The 21,611-nt window shown below is 66.9% G+C and carries 20 protein-coding genes and 1 pseudogene; 11 read left to right on the top strand and 10 right to left on the bottom strand.

Annotated elements, in window-relative coordinates; translation table 11 throughout:
• Positions 1-51 precede the first annotated feature (51 nt).
• A complete protein-coding gene (locus QX041_RS15380; protein WP_315754412.1) occupies positions 52-1,647 on the top strand; it encodes a gamma-glutamyltransferase in 1,596 nt (531 codons plus the stop codon).
• Between the two features lie 61 nt (positions 1,648-1,708).
• Here the strand turns inward: QX041_RS15380 and QX041_RS15375 are convergent, their stop codons facing one another.
• Entirely contained in the window at positions 1,709-2,662 is a 954-nt protein-coding gene (locus QX041_RS15375; protein WP_316165847.1) for a threonine/serine dehydratase, read from the bottom strand.
• A 55-nt stretch (positions 2,663-2,717) separates the two neighbouring features.
• On the opposite strand from QX041_RS15375, the gene QX041_RS15370 reads away from it, so the two are divergent.
• Positions 2,718-3,020 (top strand): helix-turn-helix transcriptional regulator, encoded by a 303-nt coding sequence (locus tag QX041_RS15370; protein WP_315754417.1) that lies wholly within the window; start codon positions 2,718-2,720, stop codon positions 3,018-3,020.
• A 63-nt stretch (positions 3,021-3,083) separates the two neighbouring features.
• Here the strand turns inward: QX041_RS15370 and QX041_RS15365 are convergent, their stop codons facing one another.
• Genes QX041_RS15365 through kynU form a run of 4 tightly spaced genes read right to left on the bottom strand, consistent with a single transcriptional unit; the run spans position 3,084 to position 7,153 of the window.
• The gene (locus QX041_RS15365) at positions 3,084-4,205 is read right to left on the bottom strand and encodes a hypothetical protein (RefSeq protein WP_316165846.1); all 1,122 of its coding nucleotides are present in this window, start codon (positions 4,203-4,205) and stop codon (positions 3,084-3,086) included.
• A 59-nt stretch (positions 4,206-4,264) separates the two neighbouring features.
• On the bottom strand, positions 4,265-5,089 hold the full coding sequence (locus tag QX041_RS15360) for an alpha/beta hydrolase (RefSeq protein ID WP_315754421.1): 825 nt from the start codon (positions 5,087-5,089) through the stop codon (positions 4,265-4,267).
• 34 nt (positions 5,090-5,123) lie between these two features.
• Complete coding sequence (gene kynA, locus QX041_RS15355) at positions 5,124-5,963, bottom strand: tryptophan 2,3-dioxygenase (RefSeq protein WP_315754423.1); 840 nt, start codon at positions 5,961-5,963, stop codon at positions 5,124-5,126.
• Positions 5,960-7,153, bottom strand: coding sequence for a kynureninase (gene kynU, locus QX041_RS15350; protein ID WP_315754425.1), 1,194 nt, complete (start codon positions 7,151-7,153; stop codon positions 5,960-5,962). Before kynU ends, kynA begins: the two co-directional genes overlap by 4 nt.
• 238 nt (positions 7,154-7,391) lie before the next feature.
• Here kynU and QX041_RS15345 point away from each other — a divergent pair, with 238 nt between their 5' ends.
• Positions 7,392-7,796: a DUF4864 domain-containing protein gene (locus QX041_RS15345; RefSeq protein WP_315713584.1), complete on the top strand. Its 405-nt coding sequence runs from the start codon at positions 7,392-7,394 to the stop codon at positions 7,794-7,796.
• A 10-nt stretch (positions 7,797-7,806) separates the two neighbouring features.
• Here the strand turns inward: QX041_RS15345 and QX041_RS15340 are convergent, their stop codons facing one another.
• The 4 genes and pseudogenes from QX041_RS15340 to QX041_RS15325 all read right to left on the bottom strand — a co-directional run bounded on the left by QX041_RS15340 (position 7,807) and on the right by QX041_RS15325 (position 11,753).
• Positions 7,807-8,202 carry a thioesterase family protein gene (locus tag QX041_RS15340; protein ID WP_315713585.1) on the bottom strand — a complete coding sequence of 132 codons (396 nt, stop codon included), beginning with the start codon at positions 8,200-8,202 and terminating at the stop codon, positions 7,807-7,809.
• A 217-nt stretch (positions 8,203-8,419) separates the two neighbouring features.
• A pseudogene (locus QX041_RS15335) lies at positions 8,420-8,626 on the bottom strand (tautomerase family protein); the annotation flags it as partial.
• A gap of 124 nt (positions 8,627-8,750) precedes the next feature.
• Positions 8,751-10,214, bottom strand: coding sequence for a histidine--tRNA ligase (gene hisS / locus QX041_RS15330; RefSeq protein WP_410051206.1), 1,464 nt, complete (start codon positions 10,212-10,214; stop codon positions 8,751-8,753).
• Positions 10,215-10,673: 459 nt separating this feature from the next.
• Positions 10,674-11,753, bottom strand: coding sequence for a branched-chain amino acid aminotransferase (locus QX041_RS15325; protein ID WP_316165845.1), 1,080 nt, complete (start codon positions 11,751-11,753; stop codon positions 10,674-10,676).
• A 346-nt stretch (positions 11,754-12,099) separates the two neighbouring features.
• Between QX041_RS15325 and QX041_RS15320 the strand changes: the two genes are divergently transcribed.
• The 3 genes from QX041_RS15320 (at position 12,100) to QX041_RS15310 (ending at position 14,891) form a co-directional block, all read left to right on the top strand.
• Positions 12,100-12,648 carry a MarR family winged helix-turn-helix transcriptional regulator gene (locus QX041_RS15320; protein ID WP_315754431.1) on the top strand — a complete coding sequence of 183 codons (549 nt, stop codon included), beginning with the start codon at positions 12,100-12,102 and terminating at the stop codon, positions 12,646-12,648.
• On the top strand, positions 12,645-13,376 hold the full coding sequence (locus QX041_RS15315; RefSeq protein ID WP_315825365.1) for a response regulator transcription factor: 732 nt from the start codon (positions 12,645-12,647) through the stop codon (positions 13,374-13,376). Before QX041_RS15320 ends, QX041_RS15315 begins: the two co-directional genes overlap by 4 nt.
• A gap of 126 nt (positions 13,377-13,502) precedes the next feature.
• Positions 13,503-14,891: an ATP-binding protein gene (locus QX041_RS15310; RefSeq protein ID WP_315713591.1), complete on the top strand. Its 1,389-nt coding sequence runs from the start codon at positions 13,503-13,505 to the stop codon at positions 14,889-14,891.
• Positions 14,892-14,904: 13 nt separating this feature from the next.
• Here QX041_RS15310 and QX041_RS15305 read toward each other — a convergent pair whose 3' ends face one another.
• Positions 14,905-15,888, bottom strand: a complete 984-nt coding sequence (locus QX041_RS15305) for a VOC family protein (protein ID WP_316165843.1) — start codon at positions 15,886-15,888, stop codon at positions 14,905-14,907.
• A gap of 140 nt (positions 15,889-16,028) precedes the next feature.
• On the opposite strand from QX041_RS15305, the gene QX041_RS15300 reads away from it, so the two are divergent.
• From QX041_RS15300 to QX041_RS15280, 5 genes are all read left to right on the top strand, one after another.
• On the top strand, positions 16,029-16,820 hold the full coding sequence (locus tag QX041_RS15300; RefSeq protein ID WP_316165841.1) for a DNA-binding transcriptional regulator: 792 nt from the start codon (positions 16,029-16,031) through the stop codon (positions 16,818-16,820).
• Between the two features lie 69 nt (positions 16,821-16,889).
• Positions 16,890-18,413: a bifunctional 3-(3-hydroxy-phenyl)propionate/3-hydroxycinnamic acid hydroxylase gene (locus tag QX041_RS15295; RefSeq protein WP_316165839.1), complete on the top strand. Its 1,524-nt coding sequence runs from the start codon at positions 16,890-16,892 to the stop codon at positions 18,411-18,413.
• Between the two features lie 31 nt (positions 18,414-18,444).
• Entirely contained in the window at positions 18,445-19,296 is an 852-nt protein-coding gene (locus QX041_RS15290) for a fumarylacetoacetate hydrolase family protein (protein WP_316165838.1), read from the top strand.
• A gap of 82 nt (positions 19,297-19,378) precedes the next feature.
• A complete protein-coding gene (locus QX041_RS15285) occupies positions 19,379-20,584 on the top strand; it encodes an ABC transporter substrate-binding protein (RefSeq protein ID WP_316165837.1) in 1,206 nt (401 codons plus the stop codon).
• An 18-nt stretch (positions 20,585-20,602) separates the two neighbouring features.
• Positions 20,603-21,595, top strand: coding sequence for an NAD(P)H-quinone oxidoreductase (locus QX041_RS15280; protein WP_316165836.1), 993 nt, complete (start codon positions 20,603-20,605; stop codon positions 21,593-21,595).
• The last annotated feature ends 16 nt before the right edge of the window (positions 21,596-21,611 follow it).

Here is a 21,611-nt window from a genome sequence, read left to right as displayed (position 1 = left end):
AGGCCCGGCGGTGTCAATTCGCCGGACCATCAGGCGGGATCGGGGAGTGCCATGCCGTACCAGTTTTCCAATCGTCAGCAGATCCGCAAGCCGGCGGTGACCAGCAAGGGCGGCATTGTCGCGGCGCAGTCACGGCGCGCCGCCGAGGTCGGGGCCGAGGTGCTGGCCGCAGGCGGCGACTGCGTCGATGCCGTGGTGGCGACCGGCTTTGCGCTCGGCGTGCTCGAGCCGTGGATGAGCGGCCTCGGCGGCGGCGGCGCCATGCTGCTGTACCGCGCCAGGGACAACCACGTCGAGGTGATCGACTACGGCATGCGCGCGCCCGACAGCCTTGATGCCGCGGACTATCCGCTGGCCAATGACGGCAGCGTCGCGGCAGACATCTTTCCCTGGCCCCGCGTCAAGGACGACCGCAATCTGCACGGCCCCGGCGCGATCGCAGTGCCCGGCGTCGTCGCGGGCATGGAGGCGGCGCATCGCCGCTACGCGCGGCTGCCGTGGCAGGATCTCGTCACGCCGAGCGTGAAGCTCGCCGCCGAGGGCTTGCTGGTGGACTGGTGGACCACCGTGATGATCTCGAGCTGCGCCGCCGACCTGCGCCGCTATCCCGGCAGCGCCGCGGCCTATCTGAAGGATGGCTTGCCGCCGAATCCGCAATGGGGCGCCAAGGCGGTGACGCGGCTGCCGCAGGAGCAGCTGAAGGCGACGCTGGCACATCTTGCCAGCGCCGGCGCGCGCGACTTCTACCGCGGCGACATCGCCCGCTCGCTGACCCGCGACATCCAGGCCGCCGGCGGCGCGCTCTCGGTGGATGACCTCGCCGCGTTCGAGGCGCATGTCCGCGATCCCCTGCGCATCCCCTATCGCGGCGGCACGGTGTTCGCGACGCCGGAGCTGACGGCCGGCCCGACGCTGGCTCACGCGCTGCGGCTGATGCAGGCGCGCGTGACGGCATCGGGCAAGGCTCCGGATGCAAGCACGTTCATCGCCTATGCCGAGGCGGTGCAGTCGGCGTACCGCGAACGGCTGAACGACATGGGCGATGCGCCTGGCAAGCGCGCGCTTGGCGCCGAATATCTCGCGCCGGCCTGCACCACGCACTATTCGGTGGTGGACCGCGACGGCAACATGGCGGCGGTGACGCAGACGCTGCTGTCGGGCTTCGGCTCGAAATTCCAGGCGCCGCAGAGCGGCATCATGATGAACAACGGCATCATGTGGTTCGACCCGACGCCCGGCACCACGAACTCGCTGGCTCCGGGCAAGCGCTGCCTCACCAACTACACGCCGGTGGTGGCGCAGGCCGCCGATGGCCGTCGCCTCGCCCTCGGCGCCTCCGGCGGCCGCCGCATCCTGCCCGCCGTGGCACAGATGCTGTCCTTCGTGATGGACTTTGGCATGGATCTCGATACGGCGATCCACCAGCCGCGCATCGACGCCAGCGAAGGTGACGTGGTCGGCGCCGACACCCGGCTGCCGGCGGAGGTGATGGACGTGCTGACAGCGAAGTTCGAGACCGTGCCGGCGCCGGTGCAAACCATGCCGATGAAGTTCGCCTGCCCCAGCATCGTGCTGCGCCAGGGCGACGTGAACAGCGGCGCGACGGAAATCTTCCACGCCTGGAGCGATGCGGTGGCGGAGCGATGAGGAGGTCCGGGGGCCCGACGCGTCGCGCGCTCCTACCACGGCAAGTTCGTCGACCCTTTCCTCAATTCTCGAAATTCACGGCGGTGGTGTTCGCGCCGCAGATCAAGATCGCGACGCGTTCGGCCGGTGCAGGACGATAAACGCCGGACAGCAACGCGGCAAAGGCCGCGGCTCCGCCGGGCTCGGTGACGATGCGCAACGCCGTCCAGAGCGCTTGCTGCGCGGCGCGGATGGCGTCGTCGCTGACGACCGCGACATCCGGCGCGGCAAAGCGTTGGACGATGGGAAACACCCGCGCGCCGATCCGGCGCGGTGCGAGGCTGTCAGCGGCGATGCCACCGGCCGGCGCATCGACCGGATGCCCTGCCGCCAGCGCGTCGCGCAACGTCGGCGCGCCCTCGGGTTCCACCGCCACAACCTTGACGCGCCCCTCATACCAAGCGGCGATGCCGGCAATCAGTCCGCCGCCGCCGACAGCAACCAGCAGCGTGTCGATCTCGGGCGCGTCGCGCTCGATCTCCAAGCCGACCGTCCCCTGCCCCAGCATGGTCTCGGGCTGGTCGAAGGCGTGGATCGGCATCGCACCCGTGGCCGCAACATTCCGTTCGCTCGAAGCAAGCGCATCGGCGTAGCGATCGCCGCCGACATGAATATCCGCGCCGCAACGCCGGATGAGATCGATCTTCGACGGCGAGGCGATGCTCGGCACGAAGATCGCCGCCTTGCGGCCGAGACGCTGGGCTGCCAGCGCCACCGCGACGCCGTGATTGCCGCCCGACGCCGCGGCCACGCCCGCTTCGGGCACCTCGCGCATCAGGAGATTGGCGAATGCGCCGCGCGCCTTGAACGAGCCGCCATGCTGCATGAATTCGAGCTTGAGCCGCAACGGGCGAGCCGAGAGACCGACGTCGCCGCCCGCGATCGTGATCAGCGGTGTGTGCCGGACATGGGGCCTGATGAGTTCGTGGGTCGTGGCGATCCGCTCCCGCGTAAACGCCGTGGACGTTTCCGACATGCCGCACCTCTCCTGCGCATCTTGACATAGCTTAGCTAATTGGCAAAGTTACAAAATGGCTCCCGACCTCGTGTTTCGCGCCCTGGCCAACGACAAGCGGCTGCAGATCCTGGAATGGCTGCGTGATCCCGCGCGGCATTTCCCGCCGCAGCGCGACGGTGACTTGGTCAAGGATGGCGTCTGCGGGCTCTTCATCGCCGACAAGCTCAGCGTGTCGGCACCGACGCTTAGCGAGCACATGCGCGTGCTGACGGCCGCAGGGCTCGTGAAGGCCAAGCGCGCCAAGGGCTGGACCTTCTACAAGCGCGACGAACAAGGCCTCAAGACAGCGCGACGGCTGCTCACCGCCGCACTCTAGACCTGGCGAGAGGCGTGACAAACGCTCTCATTGGGCGGACGCTCGGCAGCCGCGCTAGCACTGTCATACGGTCGGCGGTGACGGCACGGCGATTTGCGGAAAGCTTGCCCGCAAGAAGGCCCGCATACGGGAGCGGAACGCGGCCACGTTCAAGCCAACGAGCGCAAGCCCGATCAAGCCGCCGACGAGCAACGTCGGCAAGGACCAGGTCTGGCCCCCCACTGCGGCGAGCGCCGGACCGAACAAGCCGGCTGCGACCACCACGACAGCAATGCAGCTCGCCGGCGCCAGACAGATGTCCCACCCGATGACGGAACGCTCGGTTGCGTCGACATGCAGCCTGCCGACGACGAGGGGAATCTGAATCAGAATCAATCCGCGCGGCCGCAGCCAGATCACACTATGCCTCTCGTCCCAGTAGACGGTGCAGGTGCTGAGCTTGACTCTCCTGCCCGCCGCCAGTTCGGATTGAAGAACAAATCGATCCCGCTCCCGCCCGATCCGCAGGAAGGCTCCGAGATAGGGCCGGTAGAGGGCCATGATTGCGATCAGGTCGAAAATCACAGTGCCAAACAGCAAAGGCGCCAGCCAGGACGGCAGATCGACCGGGGTGGGAGCCGCAGACGGAGGATCGTGAGGCTGAAGAGATGGACGTCCGACCTGGTTCGGCACGGGTCCGGCAAAGCCGCGGATCTCCAGGCGCAGGATCACGCTGTCAGACGGGTCGTAGCAAATCCGGACGTAAGCACCGGGCGTGAGCGGGCCGCCGCGGGCCGCCGTCGCGTGGAAGCCCTCAATGAGATCCATGTCCGAATATTGGAACGGCACGCCCGACACCGTGAACGACTCGCTCGAACGCCGCGCGAGCGGCCCCGGCGTGAACTGCTCGACGGGCCCCTCGACCATCCGGCATTCGCCGCTCGCGGCCAGCCTGTGATGACGGTGATAGGGGACGAAGGTCAACGCAAAGGCCCCAACGGTCCAAATCGTCGCGAACACGACCGGGCCATAGCGCACGACATTCGACTTCGGGAGATACGGAATTCCTAGAGCTTGCAGCCCGCGGGGAAGCGCCGCGAGAAGTCCGGTCAGAACGATGAAGAGCAGGCCGGTCGCGGGAATCCACGAGGCCATGAAACCCGCGTCGAGGACATCGAAGACCTTGACGAACTGATCAGGCGTCATCGCTTCAGGCTCACTCTCGACCAGCAGTCTCTGCAATTGCGAACGGCGGCACCGACATCCTATCCGACCAGTGCCGTCATCAACGCGCTGTCCGCATCCGCCAGATCGTCGATCACGTCGAAATGGTGCCGGTCCGGCGCCTCGACATAAGCCGTGGATGCGCCAAGCCCCGTCCAGATATTGGCGAGCAGCTGAGCCTGGCGGCGGAATTCGTTGCGCTCGGCGCCGCCGACCCAGGCAGTGACCTTGACGTGATCGATCGGCACCAGCAGCGCGGGGCTCTCCTTCGCAGCCGTGGCGTCGTCGATGTGCAGCGTCTCGTTCATCGCGGTCCGCTGCAGCGGGCGCAGATCGTGCAGGCCGGAGATCGAGACCACGCTGGTGATGCGCCCCTGTCGCTCGGGCGGCAGTGGCGCGCCGCGGCAGATCATGCGGCTGACGAGATGGCCGCCGGCGGAGTGGCCAGTCAAAGCCACGGGACCTGCGACCTCGTCCATCGCGCGCGCGATGGCCTGCGCCACATCCGTCGAAATATCGGCGATGCCGACCTCGGGACACAGCCGGTACGACGGCATCGCCACGGCATGGCCGCGCGCGATAGGCCCCCGCGCAAGATGCGACCAGAAGCTCTTGTCCAGCCGCATCCAATAGCCGCCATGCACGAACACGACGAGCCCCTTCGGCGCGCCCTCCGGCAGGAACAGATCGAGGCGCTGCCGGTCATGCGCGCCATAGGCGATGTCGAGCTTGGCACGGCCCTGCCCCACCATGTCGGCGCGATAGCTCTCCGCCGGCGCCACCCACAGCCCGGGCCAGCGCTCGCCGCCGGCGATGTTCGGGCCGTTGGCGTAAGCGTTGTCCCAGTCCTTGACGGCATAGAGCATGAGGATCTCCTGATCGATTGATGTGCGCGCGGGCTCACAGCCCGGTGCGCAGCTTCCAGAGTTCGGGGAACAAAACGATCTCCAGCATCTTGCGCAGATAGTTGACGCCGCTGGTGCCCCCGGTGCCGGTCTTGAAGCCGATGATGCGCTCCACCGTGGTGACGTGGTTGAAGCGCCAGCGGCGGAAATAATCCTCGAAATCGACCAGCTTCTCGGCGAGCTCATACAGCTCCCAATGCCGCTGCGGATCGCGGTAGACGCTGGTCCAGGCCGCCGCGACCTCCGCGCTCTCAGCGCGCGTGCCGCGCCAGTCGGTGCGCTGGCCGTCGGCGCCGGTGAAGAAGCCGCGCCGCGCCAACAGCCGCAGCGCTTCGTCGTACAGACTGGGCTTCGCCAGGATCGCTTCCAGCTCGGCGGTCAGCTCCGGATGATGGGCATGCGGGCGCAGCATCGCGAGATTGCGGTTGCCGAGCAGGAATTCGATCGAACGATACTGGAACGATTGGAAGCCGGAGGACTCGCCGAGCTTGTCGCGGAACAACGTGTACTCGCTCGGCGTCATCGTGCGCAGCACGTCCCAGGCGCCGTTGAGCTGCTCGAAGATGCGTGACACCCGCGTCAGCATCTTGAACGCCGGCTGCACGTCGTCTTTGGCGATCGCGGCCATCGCCGCCTTGATCTCGTGGATCGCGAGCTTCATCCACAATTCGGAGGTCTGGTGCTGGATGATGAACAGCAGCTCGTCATGCGCGGTCGAGAGCGGCGCCTGCGCATCGAGCAGGCGATCCAGCATCAGATAGTCGCCATAGGACATCCGACCCTTGAAGTTCATCCGCGCACCCTCGGTGGCGGGATCGTAGGGCGCGCTGCTCACGTCACGAGCTCCTTCTGGCGATAGTCGGGCCTGTCCCACAGACTGTTGTCGAGGACCTCCGCGAGGATGCCCACGGCGCCGCGCACCTCGGCCTCGCCGATATAGAGCGGCGTGAAGCCGAAGCGCAGCGCGTCCGGCGCGCGGAAGTCGCCGATCACGCCGCGCGCGATCAGCGCGCGCATGATCGCATAGCCGTCCGGGTGGCGGAACGACACCTGGCTACCGCGCTGCGTCGCATCACGCGGTGACGCCAAGGTCAGCGACGGACAGCGCTTCTCGACCTCGGCGATGAACAATTCCGACAGCGCGATCGAAGCCGCGCGCACGTCCGGCATCGACACGCCGTCCCAGGCGTCGAGCGCGGCATCGAGCGCGGCGAGCGCAATGATCGGCGGCGTTCCGATGCGCATGCGCTCGATGCCGCCGCCGGGGCGGTAGTCGAGATCGAAGGCGAACGGCGCCTCGTGCCCCATCCAGCCGGACAACGCCGGCGGCGCGATGTCTGCGTAACGCGGCGCGACATAGATGAAGGCCGGCGCGCCGGGCCCGCCATTGAGATATTTGTAGGTGCAGCCGACCGCGAAGTCGGCCTCGGCGCCGGCGAGGTCGACCGGCACGGCGCCGGCGGAATGCGCGAGGTCCCACACCGTGAGCGCGCCGGCCGCGTGCGCCTTCTTCGTCAGCGCGGCCATGTCGTGCATGCGGCCGGTGCGGTAATCCACCTCGGTCAGCATCAGCACGGCGACGCTGTCGTCGATCGCCGCCTCCACCTGCTCGGGCTCGACCACCTTCAAGGTGGCGCGGTCGCCGAGCATGCGAACCAGGCCCTGCGCCATATAGAGATCGGACGGGAAGTTGCCGCTGTCGGACAGGATCACGCGGCGGCCCGGATTGAGCGACAGCGCGGCGGCGAGCGCCTGATAAACCTTGATCGAGAGCGTATCGCCCATCACGACCGTGCCGGGCGCGGCCCCGATCAGCCGGGCGATGCGATCGCCGACCCGGCGCGGCTGCACCATCCATCCGGCGGTGTTCCAGCCGCGGATCAGCTCCTGTCCCCACTCCGCTTCGATCATGCGGCCAACGCGGGCGGGCACGGCCGACGGCAGCGCGCCGAGCGAATTGCCATCGAGATAGATGACCCCTTCAGGTATCGTGAAGAGCGATCGGGTCCTGGAAAAATCGGTCATGCGGCTCCTGCTTCGTTCACGGCCTGAATGCATGATTCGCGCCGGGTCGGGCCAGATCAAGCCGGTCCCATCGCCACCGGCACCGCGCGGGCCGCATGGCTCGCGAAGACGTGACGATGGCGACACAATCCAGCCGGTCGATCGCCGCCGGCCGGTGACATTGACGCGCCACGGCAGGCTTGTCACGGGCGGCGCGTGGCGCATGATAGATCGATCTGAACTGCCGATGGAGCACAACATGCGCATTCTGGTGCCGCTCGTCCTGCTGATGGCGCTGCTGATGCACCCTGCCGAGGCTGCCGACGCCAGCGCGGCGCAGAGCGTCATTCGCGCCCAGGAACAGGCTTTGGCGCGCGACGACGGAGCGACCGCCTATGCCCAAGCCGCGCCGGAGATCCAGGCGCTGTTTCCGAGCGTCGAGATCTTCATGAGCATGGTCAAAAGCGGCTATCCGCCGGTCTATCGCCATCGCAGCTTCGAATTCGGCGCCGCGCAGGTCGAGGACGGCAGCATCGCGCAGCGCGTGCACATCGTCGATGCCGAAGGCGAGGCGTGGGAGGCTCTGTACACGTTGCGGACCCAGCCCGACGGCAGCCTCAGGATCACCGGCTGTTCGCTGTTGAAGACGGGCCAGTCGGTCTAGCGCTGAGCGGCTACGTCACGCCGAAGCGCTTCTTGAACTGCTCGACATTGATGAGGCCGCGGCCGTGGCGGCCGTCGCCGATCTTCACGTCGCCATGATAGGCCTCGACCGAGAAGCGGATGACGCGGCGCTCGACCTCGATCACCTCGGCGACCGTGCGGATGGTCGCGCCGACCGGCGAGGCCGCGAGATGGCGGACGTTGACCTCGGTGCCGACCGTAACCCAGCCCGGCGGCAGCGCCGGGTTGATGGCGTCGCCCGACGTCATCTCCATCTCCAGGATCATCATCGGCGTCGCATAGACCATCGGCATGTGCGGCACGAAATGCCCGACGGTGCGCTCCGGCGGCACCACCAGCAGGCGCTCGGCGCGCATGCCCGGCTTGATGATCTCACGTGCGTCCATGACTGCTCCGAACTGTGCTGTCGTCCCGGACAAGCGCGCGGCACGCGCGCGCCGATCCGGGATCCATACGCCGTGGCGGTCGTGATGGGCGAAGGGCCAATGACCAGCGTGCCTCGAGCCGCTCCCTTGGGGGTATGGGTCCCGGCGTTCGCCGGGACGACCGCGGTGATCGTCGAGACAGATGTCATAGCCTCGCTTTCGCCAGGACGACGGCCAACTACTTCTTCTGCTCGGCCAGGCGCTCGACGAAGGTCTTGCCGCCCTTCATCTTGTGCGTCAGCGGCGCCTCGTTGATCTGGATCACCACCGCTTCCGGATCGACGCCGAGATGCGTCACCAGCGCCTTGGTGATGTCGCGCATCATGTTGGCCTTCTGCTCGTCGGTGCGGCCGGCGGCCATGCTCACGGTGATCTCGGGCATTCGTTGCTCCCTGTTGTTGTCTCTGCTGCGTCATCGCCGGGCTTGCCCCGGCGATCCATCTTCTGAAATCGATGGCGTCGTTTGAAGAGATGGATACGCGGGTCTAGCCCGCGTATGACGAGTCTTGTTATCCCCAGCTCACGTCGTGGCGCGCGAGCACCTCGCGGACGCCGGCGACCAGTTCGTCCTCCTTGGCTGAGAATTGCGCCGGGCGGCTCTCGCGCCATTCCTGGTTGGAGGCGATCGCGGCGGCCGCCTTGGCGCCCTCGATCAGGTCCTTGATCTGCACCTCGCCACGCGCCTTCTCGTCCGAGCCCTGGATGATGACGCAGGGCGCGTTGCGGCGGTCGGCATATTTGAGCTGGTTGCCCATGTTCTTCGGATTGCCGAGATAGAGCTCGGCGCGGATGCCGTGATTGCGCAGGGTCGACACCATCTTCTGATAGTCGGCGACGCGGTCGCGGTCGAACACGGTGACGACCACGGGCCCGAAGGCGGGGCGCGTGTCGAGCTTGCCGAGCAAGGTCAGCGCCGCCTGCAGGCGCGACACGCCGATGGAGAATCCGGTCGCCGGCACCGGCTCGCCGCGGAAGCGCGAGACGAGACCATCATAGCGCCCGCCGCCGCCGACCGAGCCGAAGCGCACCGGACGGCCCTTCTCGTCCTTGGTCTCGAGCAGGAGTTCGACTTCGTAGACAGGGCCGGTGTAGTATTCGAGACCACGGACGACGGAGGGTTCGACGCGGACGCGGCTGTAACCGTAACCGGCCGCGCTGCACAGCCTGGCGATCTCGGTCAGCTCGTTGACGCCTTCCACATAGGCCGGCGAGGACATGAACAATTTCTGCTGAGCAACGCTCGCCAAGACCTGGGCGTTGAACTGCAGATCCTGCTCCTCACCTTGGATTTGCGGCTCCGCGACCTTCATCTCGAAGAAGGCCAACAGGGCGTCGATCTGACTTTCAGTCAGGCCCGCGCCCTTGGTGAAATCACCCTTGCCGACCTCGCCGCCGTCCCAGCGGCCCTCGCCGAGCAGCTTCTTGATCTCTGAAATCGGAAACTTGTCGGCCTTGTCGATTGCCCTGAGCACCGTCAGCCGACGGCCCACGTGCTCATCACCGCCGATGCCGATCGCATCCATCACGCCATCGAGCACCTTGCGGTTGTTCACCTTCACGACATACGAGCCGCGCGGAATCCCCAGCGCCTCCATCGCATCCGCCGCCATCATGCACATCTCGGCGTCCGCCGCCGGCGAGCCGGAGCCGACCGTGTCGGCGTCGAACTGCATGAACTGGCGGAAGCGGCCAGGGCCGGGCTTCTCGTTGCGGAAAACGTAGCCGGCGCGATAGCTGCGATACGGCTTTGGCAGCGCGTCGAAATTCTCGGCCACGTAGCGCGCGAGCGGCGCGGTCAGGTCGTAGCGCAGCGAGATCCACTGCTCGTCATCGTCCTGGAACGAGAACACGCCCTCGTTCGGACGATCCTGGTCGGGCAGGAACTTGCCGAGCGCGTCGGTGTATTCGAACGCCGGCGTCTCCACCGGCTCGAAGCCGTAGCGCTCGTAGACGGCGCGGATCTTCTCGACCATCTCGCGCGTGGCGGCGATCGCCGCGGGGCCGCGATCCTCCAGCCCGCGCGGCAGCCGCGCCTTCAGCTTCTGGGGTTTCTTGGGTTTGTCGGACATCTGGGACCGGAACGTAGGGCGGGCAAAGCGCAGCGTGCCCACGGCTGACAAAGACCGGAACGGTGGGCACGGCCCGCTGTCGCGGTCCTTTGCCCACCCTACGGGATGGAATGCGTTGGCTCGGTTGGTAGCAGTCAGGGCGGGGTGCGGCAACCCGAAGCAGGGTTGGGCCCGGGGCGCGCTGGCTCGGCTGCGGCCTGTGAATTTGAGCCGAGCATTCGCTCCGATTGCGGTGCGCCCCCTCCCCCTTGCGGGGAGGGGTTGGGGGTGGGGGTCCACACGGGCAGTCTTTGCTGGGACCCCCACCCCCGACCCCTCCCCGCAAGGGGGAGGGGAGTCGACCGTCCGTGGGGCGCCCAGCCCCTACTTCACATCCCGGATCCAATGATGCGGATCGGGGCTGCGGCCGTACTGGATGTCGACGAGCTGCTTGCGCAGGCCCATGGCGACCGGGCCGGCCTCGCCGCCGTTGATCAGGACCTCGCCGCTCGCCGAGCACACCTTGCCGATCGGCGAGATCACCGCGGCGGTGCCGCAGGCGAACGCCTCCTTCAGCTTGCCGCTCTTGGCGTCCGCCCGCCACTGGTCGATCGAGTACGCCTCCTCGCGCACCTCGCGGCCGGCGTCGCGCGCCAGCTTGATGATGGAATCGCGGGTGATGCCGGGCAGGATGGTGCCGAGCGGCGGCGTCGACAGCGAGCCGTCGTCGAACACGAAGAACACGTTCATGCCGCCAAGCTCCTCGACATAGCGGCGCTCGATCGCGTCCAGGAACACGACCTGGTCGCAGCCATGCGCGATCGCCTCGGCCTGCGCCTTGAGGCTCGCGGCATAATTGCCGCCGCATTTGACGCCGCCCGTGCCGCCGACCGCGGCGCGGGTGTAGTTCTCCGAGACCCAGATCGAGACCGGCGCCGGGCCGCCCTTGAAATAGGAGCCGACCGGCGAGGCGATCACCGCGAAGATGTATTCCGCCGACGGCTTCACGCCGAGGAACACCTCGTTGGCGATCATGAACGGGCGCAGATACAGGCTGCCCTCGCCGCCCGGGATCCAGGCGCGGTCGATGCGGACGAGTTGCTCCACCGCCTCGATGAAGACCGCCTGGGGCAGTTGCGCCATCGCCATGCGCTCGGCCGAATTCCAGAACCGCTTGGCATTGGCATCGGGGCGGAACAGGTTCACGCCGCCATCGTCGCGCTTATAGGCCTTCAGGCCCTCGAAGATCTCCTGCGCATAATGCAGGACGGCTGCGGCCGGATCGAGCGGGAAGTTGGCGCGGGATTCGACCCGCGCGCTGTGCCAGCCCTTGTCCTGGCTGTACTGGACCACGGCCATGTGATCGGTGAACACCCGGCCGAAGCCCGGGTTGGCGAGCTTGGCCGCGCGCTCCTGGTCGGAGGTCGGGTTCGTCGTCGGCTTGATGTCGAATGTCAAAGTCATGTCCTTGCTTCCCCCGCTCTGATCGCCATTCGCGAGTTCTGGCGCCGCCCCGTCCGATCGGGCCAGTCGGCTTTCTGAATTTCGGACCTGCCGCGACCGGCTTTGAGCCGGTCACCGGGCAAGCATGCCACCACAGGACATGCTTTTGCGCCCGGCGGAAGTCCAGTATGGTTTGCCGAAATGCCGCTCGACATCACACGGTTGTTCGATACGTCGCCCAAGGATGCCCGTCGGGGTTGCCTACGGCCCGTTGAGACACGCCTGGAGACCATTGCCCGCCGATGAAACGATCTAAAATTTCGCAGCGGGCGATTGTTTTGTAACATTGAACCGCAGAAACGTCAATATGGCTGACATAAATTTCTCGTCTCCGACGTTGAGCCCCGAGCTGCGCGCGGCTGAGCCCTCCGCGACGGCCGGCGAGCCGCTGCGCTGGGACATCATCGAGCTCTTGTTCTTCGCCTATCGCGACTTCGTGGGCGATGCCGACCACGAGCTGGAGGCGTTCGGATTCGGCCGCGCGCATCACCGCGTGATGCATTTCGTCACACGCTATCCCGGCCTGAAGGTCGCCGATCTGCTCGACGTTCTGCGCATCACCAAGCAGTCGCTCGGCCGCGTGCTCAAGCAGCTGCTGGACGAGGGCTACATCGTGCAGAAGACGGGCAACAACGACCGCCGCCAGCGCCTTCTTTTCGCCACGCCGAAGGGCGAGGCGCTGGTCGCCAAGCTGGCTGGGCTGCAGACGCGGCGCATCGATCATGCGCTGGAGCAGATCGGGCCGGCCGGCGCCGAAAAGGTCCGGCAGTTCCTGCGCGCGATGATCGATCGCGACGATCCGGACAAGGTGCTGGAAGCCATCTTCAAGACGCCTGTCGCCGCCGCCAAGGAGTGACCGTGACGATCGCCGCCATCGCACCGCATCCGCCGCAGACGCCGGCCGACGATGCACCGCATCTCCTGCTCGTCGACGACGACCGCCGTATCCGCGATCTGTTGTCGCGCTTCCTGCGCGGCGAAGGCTATCGCGTCACCACGGCGGCGAGCGCAAGCGATGCTCGCGCCAAGCTCACCGGGCTGCATTTCGATCTCCTGATCCTCGACGTGATGATGCCCGGCGAAAGCGGCTTCGACCTCGCCCGCTTCATCCGCACGCAATCGTCGGTGCCGATCGTGATGCTGACCGCGCGCGCTGAGCCCGACAGCCGCATCGAGGGCCTGCAGCTCGGCGCCGACGACTACGTGGCAAAGCCTTTCGAACCGAGAGAGCTCGCGCTGCGCATCGGCAACATCCTCAAGCGCGCCGCGCCGCCGCCGGCGGAGGAAGTCGTCGAGCAGATCGCGTTCGGCCCGTTCGTCTATCATCTGGCGCGCGGCGAGCTGAAGCAGGGCGAGGAGATCGTCCACCTCACCGACCGCGAGCGCGAGATGCTGCGCATCCTCGCCAATGCCCGCGGCGAGACCGTGCCGCGCGGCGCGCTGACCGGCAACGGCACCGTCAACGAGCGCGCCGTCGACGTCCAGATCAACCGCCTGCGCCGCAAGCTGGAGAGCGATCCGGCCAACCCGCTGTTCCTGCAAGCCGTGCGCGGCATCGGCTATCGGCTGATGGTGACGGGCTGAGGCGGTGCAGGTGAAGGTCTCGACGTCATTGCGAGCGCGACGAAGCAATCCAGAGGCCCGCGATGACTCTGGATTGCTTCGTCGCTTCGCTCCTCGCAATGACGGAAGCAGCGAGGGCGTCCCAGCATGAGCACGCTCGACACCGGCCTCACCCTCATCCGCACCGCATCCCGCCGCGTCTCGCGCGCCAACAGCATCGTCGGCAACGCGTTCAAGGGCTGGATGCCGACCGGCCTCTATGCGCGCGCGCTGCTGATCATGATCGTGCCGATGGTGATCCTGCAGACGGTGGTCGCGGGCGTGTTCATGGAGCGGCACTGGAACACGGTGACACGACGCCTCTCCGCCGCAGTGGTGCAGGACGTCGCCGCGCTGATCGACATCTACAAGGGCTATCCGCAGGACAAGGACCGCACCATGCTGCGCCGGATCGCGCAGCAGCGGCTCAACCTTGTGGTCGACTTCCTGCCGGCCGGCGACATGCCGCCGCCGGGGCCAAAACCGTTCTTCAACCTGCTCGATCAGTCGCTGTCGAGCCAGATCGGCCGCCAGATCAGCCGTCCGTTCTGGATCGACACCGTCGGCCGCTCCAACCTGGTCGAGATCCGCATCGCGCTCGATGATGCCGTGATGCGCGTGTTCGCGCAGCGCGGCGCGGCCTATGCGTCGAACACCGACATCTTCCTGTTCTGGATGGTCGGGACGTCGTCGATCCTGCTGATCGTCTCGGTGCTGTTCCTGCGCAACCAGATCAAGCCGATCCTGCGGCTCGCCGACGCCGCCGAGAGCTTCGGCAAAGGCCGCGAGGTGCCGAACTTCCGGCCGCGCGGCGCGCGCGAGGTGCGGCGTGCGGCGCACGCCTTCCTGGAGATGAAGGCGCGCATCGAGCGCACCCTGGAGCAGCGCACGGCGATGCTGGCCGGCGTCAGCCACGATCTGCGCACCATCCTGACGCGCTTCAAGCTGGAGCTGGCGCTGCTCGGCGACAGTCCCGAGATCGACGCCATGCGCAAGGACGTCGACGAGATGTCGCACATGCTGGAGGATTATCTTGCCTTCGCACGCGGCGACAATGGCGAGATCGCGCAGCCGACCGACATCTCCAACGCGCTCGAGGAGCTGCGCAGCGACGCCGAGCGCAACGGCCATTCCGCCACGGTGTCGTTCCACGGCCTGCCGGTGGTGACCGTGAAGCCGCAGGCGCTGAAGCGCTGCCTCGGCAACCTCGTCTCGAATGCCGCCCGCCATGCCGACGCGATCGCCATCACCGGCCATCGCGACCACCGCTACCTCACCATCACCGTCGACGATGACGGCCCGGGCATCCCGGCCGACATGCGCGAGGAGGTGTTCAAGCCATTCCTGCGCCTCGACGACGCGCGCAACCAGGACGAGGGCGGCACCGGCCTCGGCCTCGCCATCGCCCGCGACATCGCCCGCTCCCATGGCGGCGACATCACCCTCGGCGACAGCCCGATGGGCGGGTTGCGGGCGAGCGTGCGCATTCCGGTGTAGCGCGCCGCACAGCTCATTCCTGCGCGATCACCGCGTCGAGCCAGGCGCAGTTCAGCGGCGGAACGCGTGGGTCCGGCACACGGACACCGCGTGCGGCGGCGGACAGCCGCATGTCACGCATGCGCTTGCGCTGCTCGTCCGGCAGGTACAATCGCTCGTGCCCCCACAGCGACGGGCCGTCGAAGGTCTCATGCGGCTGCCACGTCGCGGGATCGATCACCCGGCCGCCCCAGCCATATTCGATGAAGAAGCCGGAGGGCGTGTTGACGTAGAACGAGGTCATGTGGTCGTTGGTGTGACGGCCCAGCGTGTAGGCCACGCGCCCGTCGTCGAGCTGTGCCAGGTCGTAGCCCTGGCCGACGTCGTCGAGACTACCTAGTTCCACCATGAAGTGATGCAGTGTGCGGCGACCGGAGCCGACCATCGCGAAGCTGTGGTGACGGCCGTTGACGTGGAAGAAATAGAGCTTGTACGGCGTCAGGCCGAAGTCGGACACCTTGAAGCCGAGCAGGTCGCGATAGAACCGCAGCAGCGGCTCGACGTTCTCGACGTTGAGCACGACGTGCCCCATGCCGAGCGGCCCGGTGCGAAAGCCGGAGATCGGACGTCCCGGCCTGAAGGGATCCGAGGCGACGGCTGCCCCCCAGAACACCTCGATCGTGTTGCCAGCGGGATCCTGAAAGCAGATCAGCTCGCTGACATGACGCTCGTCGGCCAGTGCCTGCGAACCGCGGGCCACCTTCACGCCGTTGTCGTCGAGACGGCTCGCGAGCCGCGCGAGCGCGGCAGCGTCGCCGACCTCCCAGCCCATGACGGCGAGCCCGCCATCGCCGCTGCCATCGACGATCAGCCGCTGCTTGCGATCATCCATCCGATAGGCCTGCACGCTGGCCGCGCGATCCACGCGCTGCATCCCGAGGAGCTTGGTCGCCATGCGTCCCCACTGCTCCGCTTGGGACGACTTGATGCCGATGTAACCGAGCGCCGTTATTTCCATCTTGTTTTCTCCCGAAAGGCGCGGGCGGAATTTCGTATCAGCTCCGCGCGGTCCTGCAGTAGACTGCCGCCCCTGCATCCGGCTCGCGTTCTCAAGACGGTATCGGCGGACGGAAACGAAGAACAGGGAGGATTTTCCAAGTGTCCAAGCAACGGACGCGATCTCCGCAGGCCCGTCCTGCGGAGGGTGTCCGCGCCTTCAAGCGGGGGCTCGACGTGCTGCGCGCGGTCAATCGGTCCGGGGGCATTCGCGCCGGCGACGTGGCGCGCCAGCTCGATCTGCCGCGGCCCACGGTCTATCGGTTGCTCGAAACACTCGAGGAACTCGGCTATGTCGCGCGCAGCGCCAGCGACGACCGCTTCCGGGTCACGCGCCACGCGTTGAGCCTCGGCGACGGCTATGATCCCGGCATCTTCATCTGCCAGGTCGCCGCGCCCTATCTCGCTGAGCTCAGCCGCAGCCTGATCTGGCCGGTCGATCTGTCGACTTATGAGAACGGCGCGATGGTCATCCAGGAGACCACGCATGCGCGCAGCCCGCTCTCGATCGACCGCAGCATGATCGGCAAGCGGCTGCCGATGCTGCACACCTCGGCCGGCCGGGCCTATCTGGCCGCCTGCCCGCCCGCAGAGCGGGACCTCATCATCAACCATCTGCGACGCATCGAGGATGCCGAGGACCTCTTCTTCCTGGCGCCCGAGCGGCTGCAGCGCATGATGACGGAAACGTCTCAGCGCGGCTATGCGATCCGCAACGAGGGCGAATTCAATCCGAAGACGTCGTCGATCGCGGTGCCGATCGTGCGGGGCGACGTCGTGTTCGGCTGCATTTCGATCATCTGGATCCGCTCCGCCATGACCCTCGAGGAGGCTGTCGCTCAGTACGCGGCCCCATTGCGCGACGCCGCGGCCGCGATCCCCGTCCAGGCCTGAGCGTCCGCTGCGCGGACAGTTCGTGACCGCGCCTTGAAGGTGCGAGGCGGTTGCGGAACAGATGCGGCCATGAGCAACATGGCCGCACATTCCGGAAGCTTCGACGTCGTCATCGTCGGTCGCGGGCCCGTGGGCTCGACGCTCGCCAACCTGCTCGGCCTGTGCGGCATCCGCACCCTGATCCTGGAGCGCGAAGCCAAGGCCTATCATTTGCCGCGCGCGGTGCATTTCGACGACGAATGCATGCGCGTGTTCCAGACCATCGGCCTTGCCGACGCCATCCTGCCCCACCTTACATTGAGTCCCGGCATGCGCTTCGTCGATGCGGGGGGACGATTGCTGCTCGACTGGCCGCGCCCCAGCGAGCCGACCGCGATGGGCTGGAATCTGAGCTACCGCTTTCACCAGCCCGATCTCGAAAGCGTGCTCAACAAGGGACTCGAGCGCTGGCCTCATGTCGAGCTGCGCACGCGCTGTGATGTCTTCGCGCTCGAGCAGGACCGCGAGGGGGCGCGCGTTCGCTATGAGGACCTCGACACCGGCCGGCTCGTCGACATCTCCTGCGCCTATGTCATCGGCTGCGACGGTGCACGTTCGCTGGTGCGCCGCTTCATCGGCGCGGCGCTGGACGATCTCGGCTTTCACGAGCGCTGGCTCGTCTGCGACGTGCTGCTGAGGGAGGAGCGGCCCGATCTCGGCGATTTCAGCGTCCAGCACTGCAACCCGCAGCGTCCCGCAACCTATATTCGCGGCACCGGCAACCGGCGCCGGTGGGAGATCGCGGTTCATCCCGACGAGGACGCGGTCGAGATCACCCAACCGGCGCGCGTGTGGGAGCTGCTCTCGCCCTGGCTCCGGCCCGCAGAGGCCGAGATCGAACGCGCCGCCGTCTACACATTCCACTCCGCGGTCGCCCAGCAATGGCGTGCCGGACGGTTCCTGCTCGCAGGCGATTCCGCGCATCAGACCCCGCCTTTCCTCGGTCAGGGCATGTGTGCCGGCATTCGCGACGCAGCCAACCTCGCATGGAAGCTGGCGCTTGTGATTGCCGGGAAGGCGACGCCTGATCTTCTCGACACCTATCAGAGCGAGCGCGCGCCGCATGTGCGCGAATTCATCGAGCTCGCGATCCGGCTGGGTGGGCTGATCAACACCAAGGCGGTCGAGGCGGCGCTTGCGACCGGCACGGCACAGGGCGACGGCCAGCTCAAGCTCGACGTGCAGAAGCCAGTGCTCGGCCCGGGCCTTGCCTGCGGCGAACGCAGCATGACGGGAAAGCTGGCGCCGCAATTCCGCAGCCGTGATCACGGCCGCAGCGACGACCGCGTCGGCTATCGCTTCGCGCTGCTATGCCGGTCCGGTCTCGGGACCGCAATGATCGAGCAGCATCATGCCCACCTGACGGCCGCCGACGTCGCCGTCATTTGCGGCGAGGAAGCTGGCGGCCTCGACGGCTGGCTCGATCAGCACGGCTTCGACGCCGTGCTGATGCGCCCCGACCGCTACATCCTGGGTGCTGTCCGCACGGGCGAAGATCCCGCGGCGCTGTTGTCAGGCCTCGCCTTCCTCGCACCGCCGCCGAGCGCGGCCTGAGCGTTTCCGTTCTTTTTGAGAGGGTTCACGTATGAAGCTGGTTTCCTTTGTCATTGACGGGCGTCCCGGATACGGCGCGGTGAAGGGAGACGGTGTGGTCGACCTCGGCCGGCGCCTGCCGTCGAAGAGCCTGCGCGCGCTGATCGAGGCGGATGCGCTTCGCGACGCCGCCGCGCTGCTCACCTCCGAACAGCCCGACTATCCGCTCGATGCGATCACCTTCGCGCCCGTCATCCCCGATCCCGGCAAGATCATCTGCGTCGGCCTGAACTATCGCGACCACGTCGCCGAGACCGGACGAACGGTCACCGAGAAGCCCGCGCTGTTCGCGCGCTTTCCGACCAGCCAGGTCGGACATCTGCAACCGGTCATTCGCCCTGGTGTCTCCGATCATTTCGACTATGAGGGCGAACTCGCGCTCGTGATCGGGAAAGCCGGCCGGCATGTCCGGCGCGAGGACGCGCTCACGCACATCGCCGGCTATTCCTGCTACAATGAAGGCAGCATCCGCGACTGGCAACGCCACACGTCGCAATTCCTGTCGGGCAAGAGCTTCGACCGGTCCGGCGCATTCGGCCCCTGGCTGGTCACCGCCGACGAAATTCCCGACCCGTCCAAGCTGACGCTGCAGACCCGCCTCAATGGCGAGACCGTGCAGCGGACCACCACGGATCTCCTCATCACCGACGTGCCCGATCTGATCGTCTATTGCTCGACGATCATGACCTTGCTGCCCGGGGACGTGATCGTCACCGGCACGCCGGGAGGCGTCGGCTTCAAGCGCACCCCGCCTCTGTTCATGAAGCCCGGCGATACGGTCGAGGTCGATATCTCGGGCATCGGCGTGCTGCGCAATCCCGTGATTGCCGAACTGGAAGCCTGACGTTTCCGCCTCGCGGAGAACCGCGAGGCGCACCAATCAAACACGACAAAAAGCAAAATCTTCAAATCCGGGGAGGATCATCATGTCGCGCTGTCTCAGATCCAGCATCGCTGGCCTGCTGCTGCTTGCAGGCTCATCCGCGCAGGCCGAAATCAAGGGAGGTGCCATTCGTATCGGTGTGCTCACCGACATGACCGGCATCTTCGCGACCGCGATGGGGCCCGGCTCCGTGGAAGCGGCTCGGATGGCCGCTGAGGAGTTCGGTGGCAAGATCAACGGCAGGCCGATCGAAATCCTTCAGGCCGATCATCAGAACAAGCCGGATATCGCGGTCGCGATCGCCCGGCGCTGGTTCGAGCAGGACGGTGTGCAGGCGATCGCCGACGGCGGCAGCTCCGGCGCGGCCCTTGGCGTCCAGGAGCTGGTGCGCAGCAACGGCAAGATCTTTCTCATCTCCGGGGCCGGCGCCAATCAGCTCACCGACGAGGCCTGCGCCCCGACCTCGGTGCAATGGACGCACGACGCCTATTCGACCGCGACAGCCGTCGTCTCGGGCATCATGCAGACCAGCAAGGAGCCGTGGTTCTTTATCACCGGCGACTACGCGTTCGGCCATTCGGTCGAGGCGACCGCGCGCGCCCGCATCGCCGAGCTCGGCGGCACGGTCGCCGGCAGCGTCAAGGCGCAGCTCGGCACGCCGGATTACGGCTCGTTCCTGCTGCAGGCCCAGGCCTCCGGCGCCAAGATCCTGGCGCTCAACGTCGCCGGCGACAATGCCACGGCCATCAAGCAGGCCGAGGAATTCGGGCTTGCGGCCCAGGGCATGAAGATCGTGCCGATGTCGTTCCAGAACGTCGACATCGAAGCCATCGGCCTCAAGGCGACGCAGGGCGATCTCATCGTCACCAGCTTCTTCGAGGATGCCTCCCCCGCCGCGCGCCGCTTCTCCGACGCGTTCTACGCGCGCCGGAAGGCGATGCCGTCACAGATCCAGGCCGGGGTCTATTCGGCCGTGCGGCACTATCTGCAGGCGGTGAAGGATGCCGACAGCGACGACGGCGCAACGGTGATGGTCCGGATGAAGGCCACGCCGGTCTCGGATGCCTATGCGGACCACGGCCAGATCCGCGACGACCAGCGCATGGTGCACGACCTGTATCTGGTCCAGGTCAAGACCCCCGCCGAATCGAAGCGCCCCTGGGACTTCGTCAAGCTGGTGACGAAGATCGCCCCCGATCAGGCGTTTCGCCCGCTCGACCGCAGCAAGTGCAGCCTGGTCGGCAAGTGAGCACATGAGCGACCAAGCATGATTCCGGACGATCAGCGCGCCGTCATCATCACCGCCGCGGGCGGCCCGGAGGTCCTGTCGGAGCGACAGGACTGGCCGGTCCCGCGCCTCGGACCAGACGATGTGCTGATCGAGGTCGCAGCCGCCGGCATCAACCGTCATGACTGCAACCAGCGCGCTGCCGGGCCGTCGCGGGAGCCCAATCCCATACCGGGATTGGAAGCCTCGGGGCGCATCGTGGCCTGCGGCGCCAACGTTTCCCCGGAACGGCTGGGTAGAGCGGTGATCGCACTGACCGACGGCGGTTCATACGCGCAATACGTCGCCACCGATCAGCATCTTGCACTGGACTTGCCGAGCGGCCTCGACTTGATCCAAGGCGCCGGCCTACCCGAAGCGCTGTTCACGACCTGGTTCAATTTCTTCGAGCTGATGCGCATGATGCCCGGCGAGACCGCCCTGATTCATGGCGGAAGCAGCGGCGTCGGCACGATCGCGATCCAGCTCCTGCGCGCGCTGGGTCATCCCGTCATGGCCACCGCCGGCACCGCAGAGAAGCGCTCCCTGGCACTCGGGCTCGGCTGCAGCGCCGTGTTCGACTATGCCGATCCCGATCTCGCCGAGCAGATCCGCGCGGCGACGGGGAAGCGCGGGGTCGACTGCATCCTCGACACCTCCGCCGGCGCTCACATTGCGCAGGACCTTGCGGCGCTCGCGATGGGCGGACGGATCGCCCTGCTCTCGGCCGGACATGGCAAGGAGCTGGCGGTGCCGCTGCGCAGCCTGATGGCGCGCCGGGCCAGCATCACCGGCGCATTCCTGCGGTCGACGTCACTCGATATCAAACGCCGCCTCGCAAGCGAGCTGCGGCAGCGCATCTCGTCCCTGCTCGGAACGGCCATTCGGCCGCACATCGACAGCACCTATCGCCTGTCCGAGGCAGCCGATGCGCACGAACGCATGGAGACGGGCCGGCACATCGGGAAGATCATGCTCAACGTCCGCGAATGAGCGACGATCCACGTCG

The organism is Bradyrhizobium sp. SZCCHNRI2009 (assembly GCF_032485115.1).
Classification (GTDB): domain Bacteria; phylum Pseudomonadota; class Alphaproteobacteria; order Rhizobiales; family Xanthobacteraceae; genus Bradyrhizobium.
This window is presented reverse-complemented; position numbering and strand designations above follow the sequence as displayed.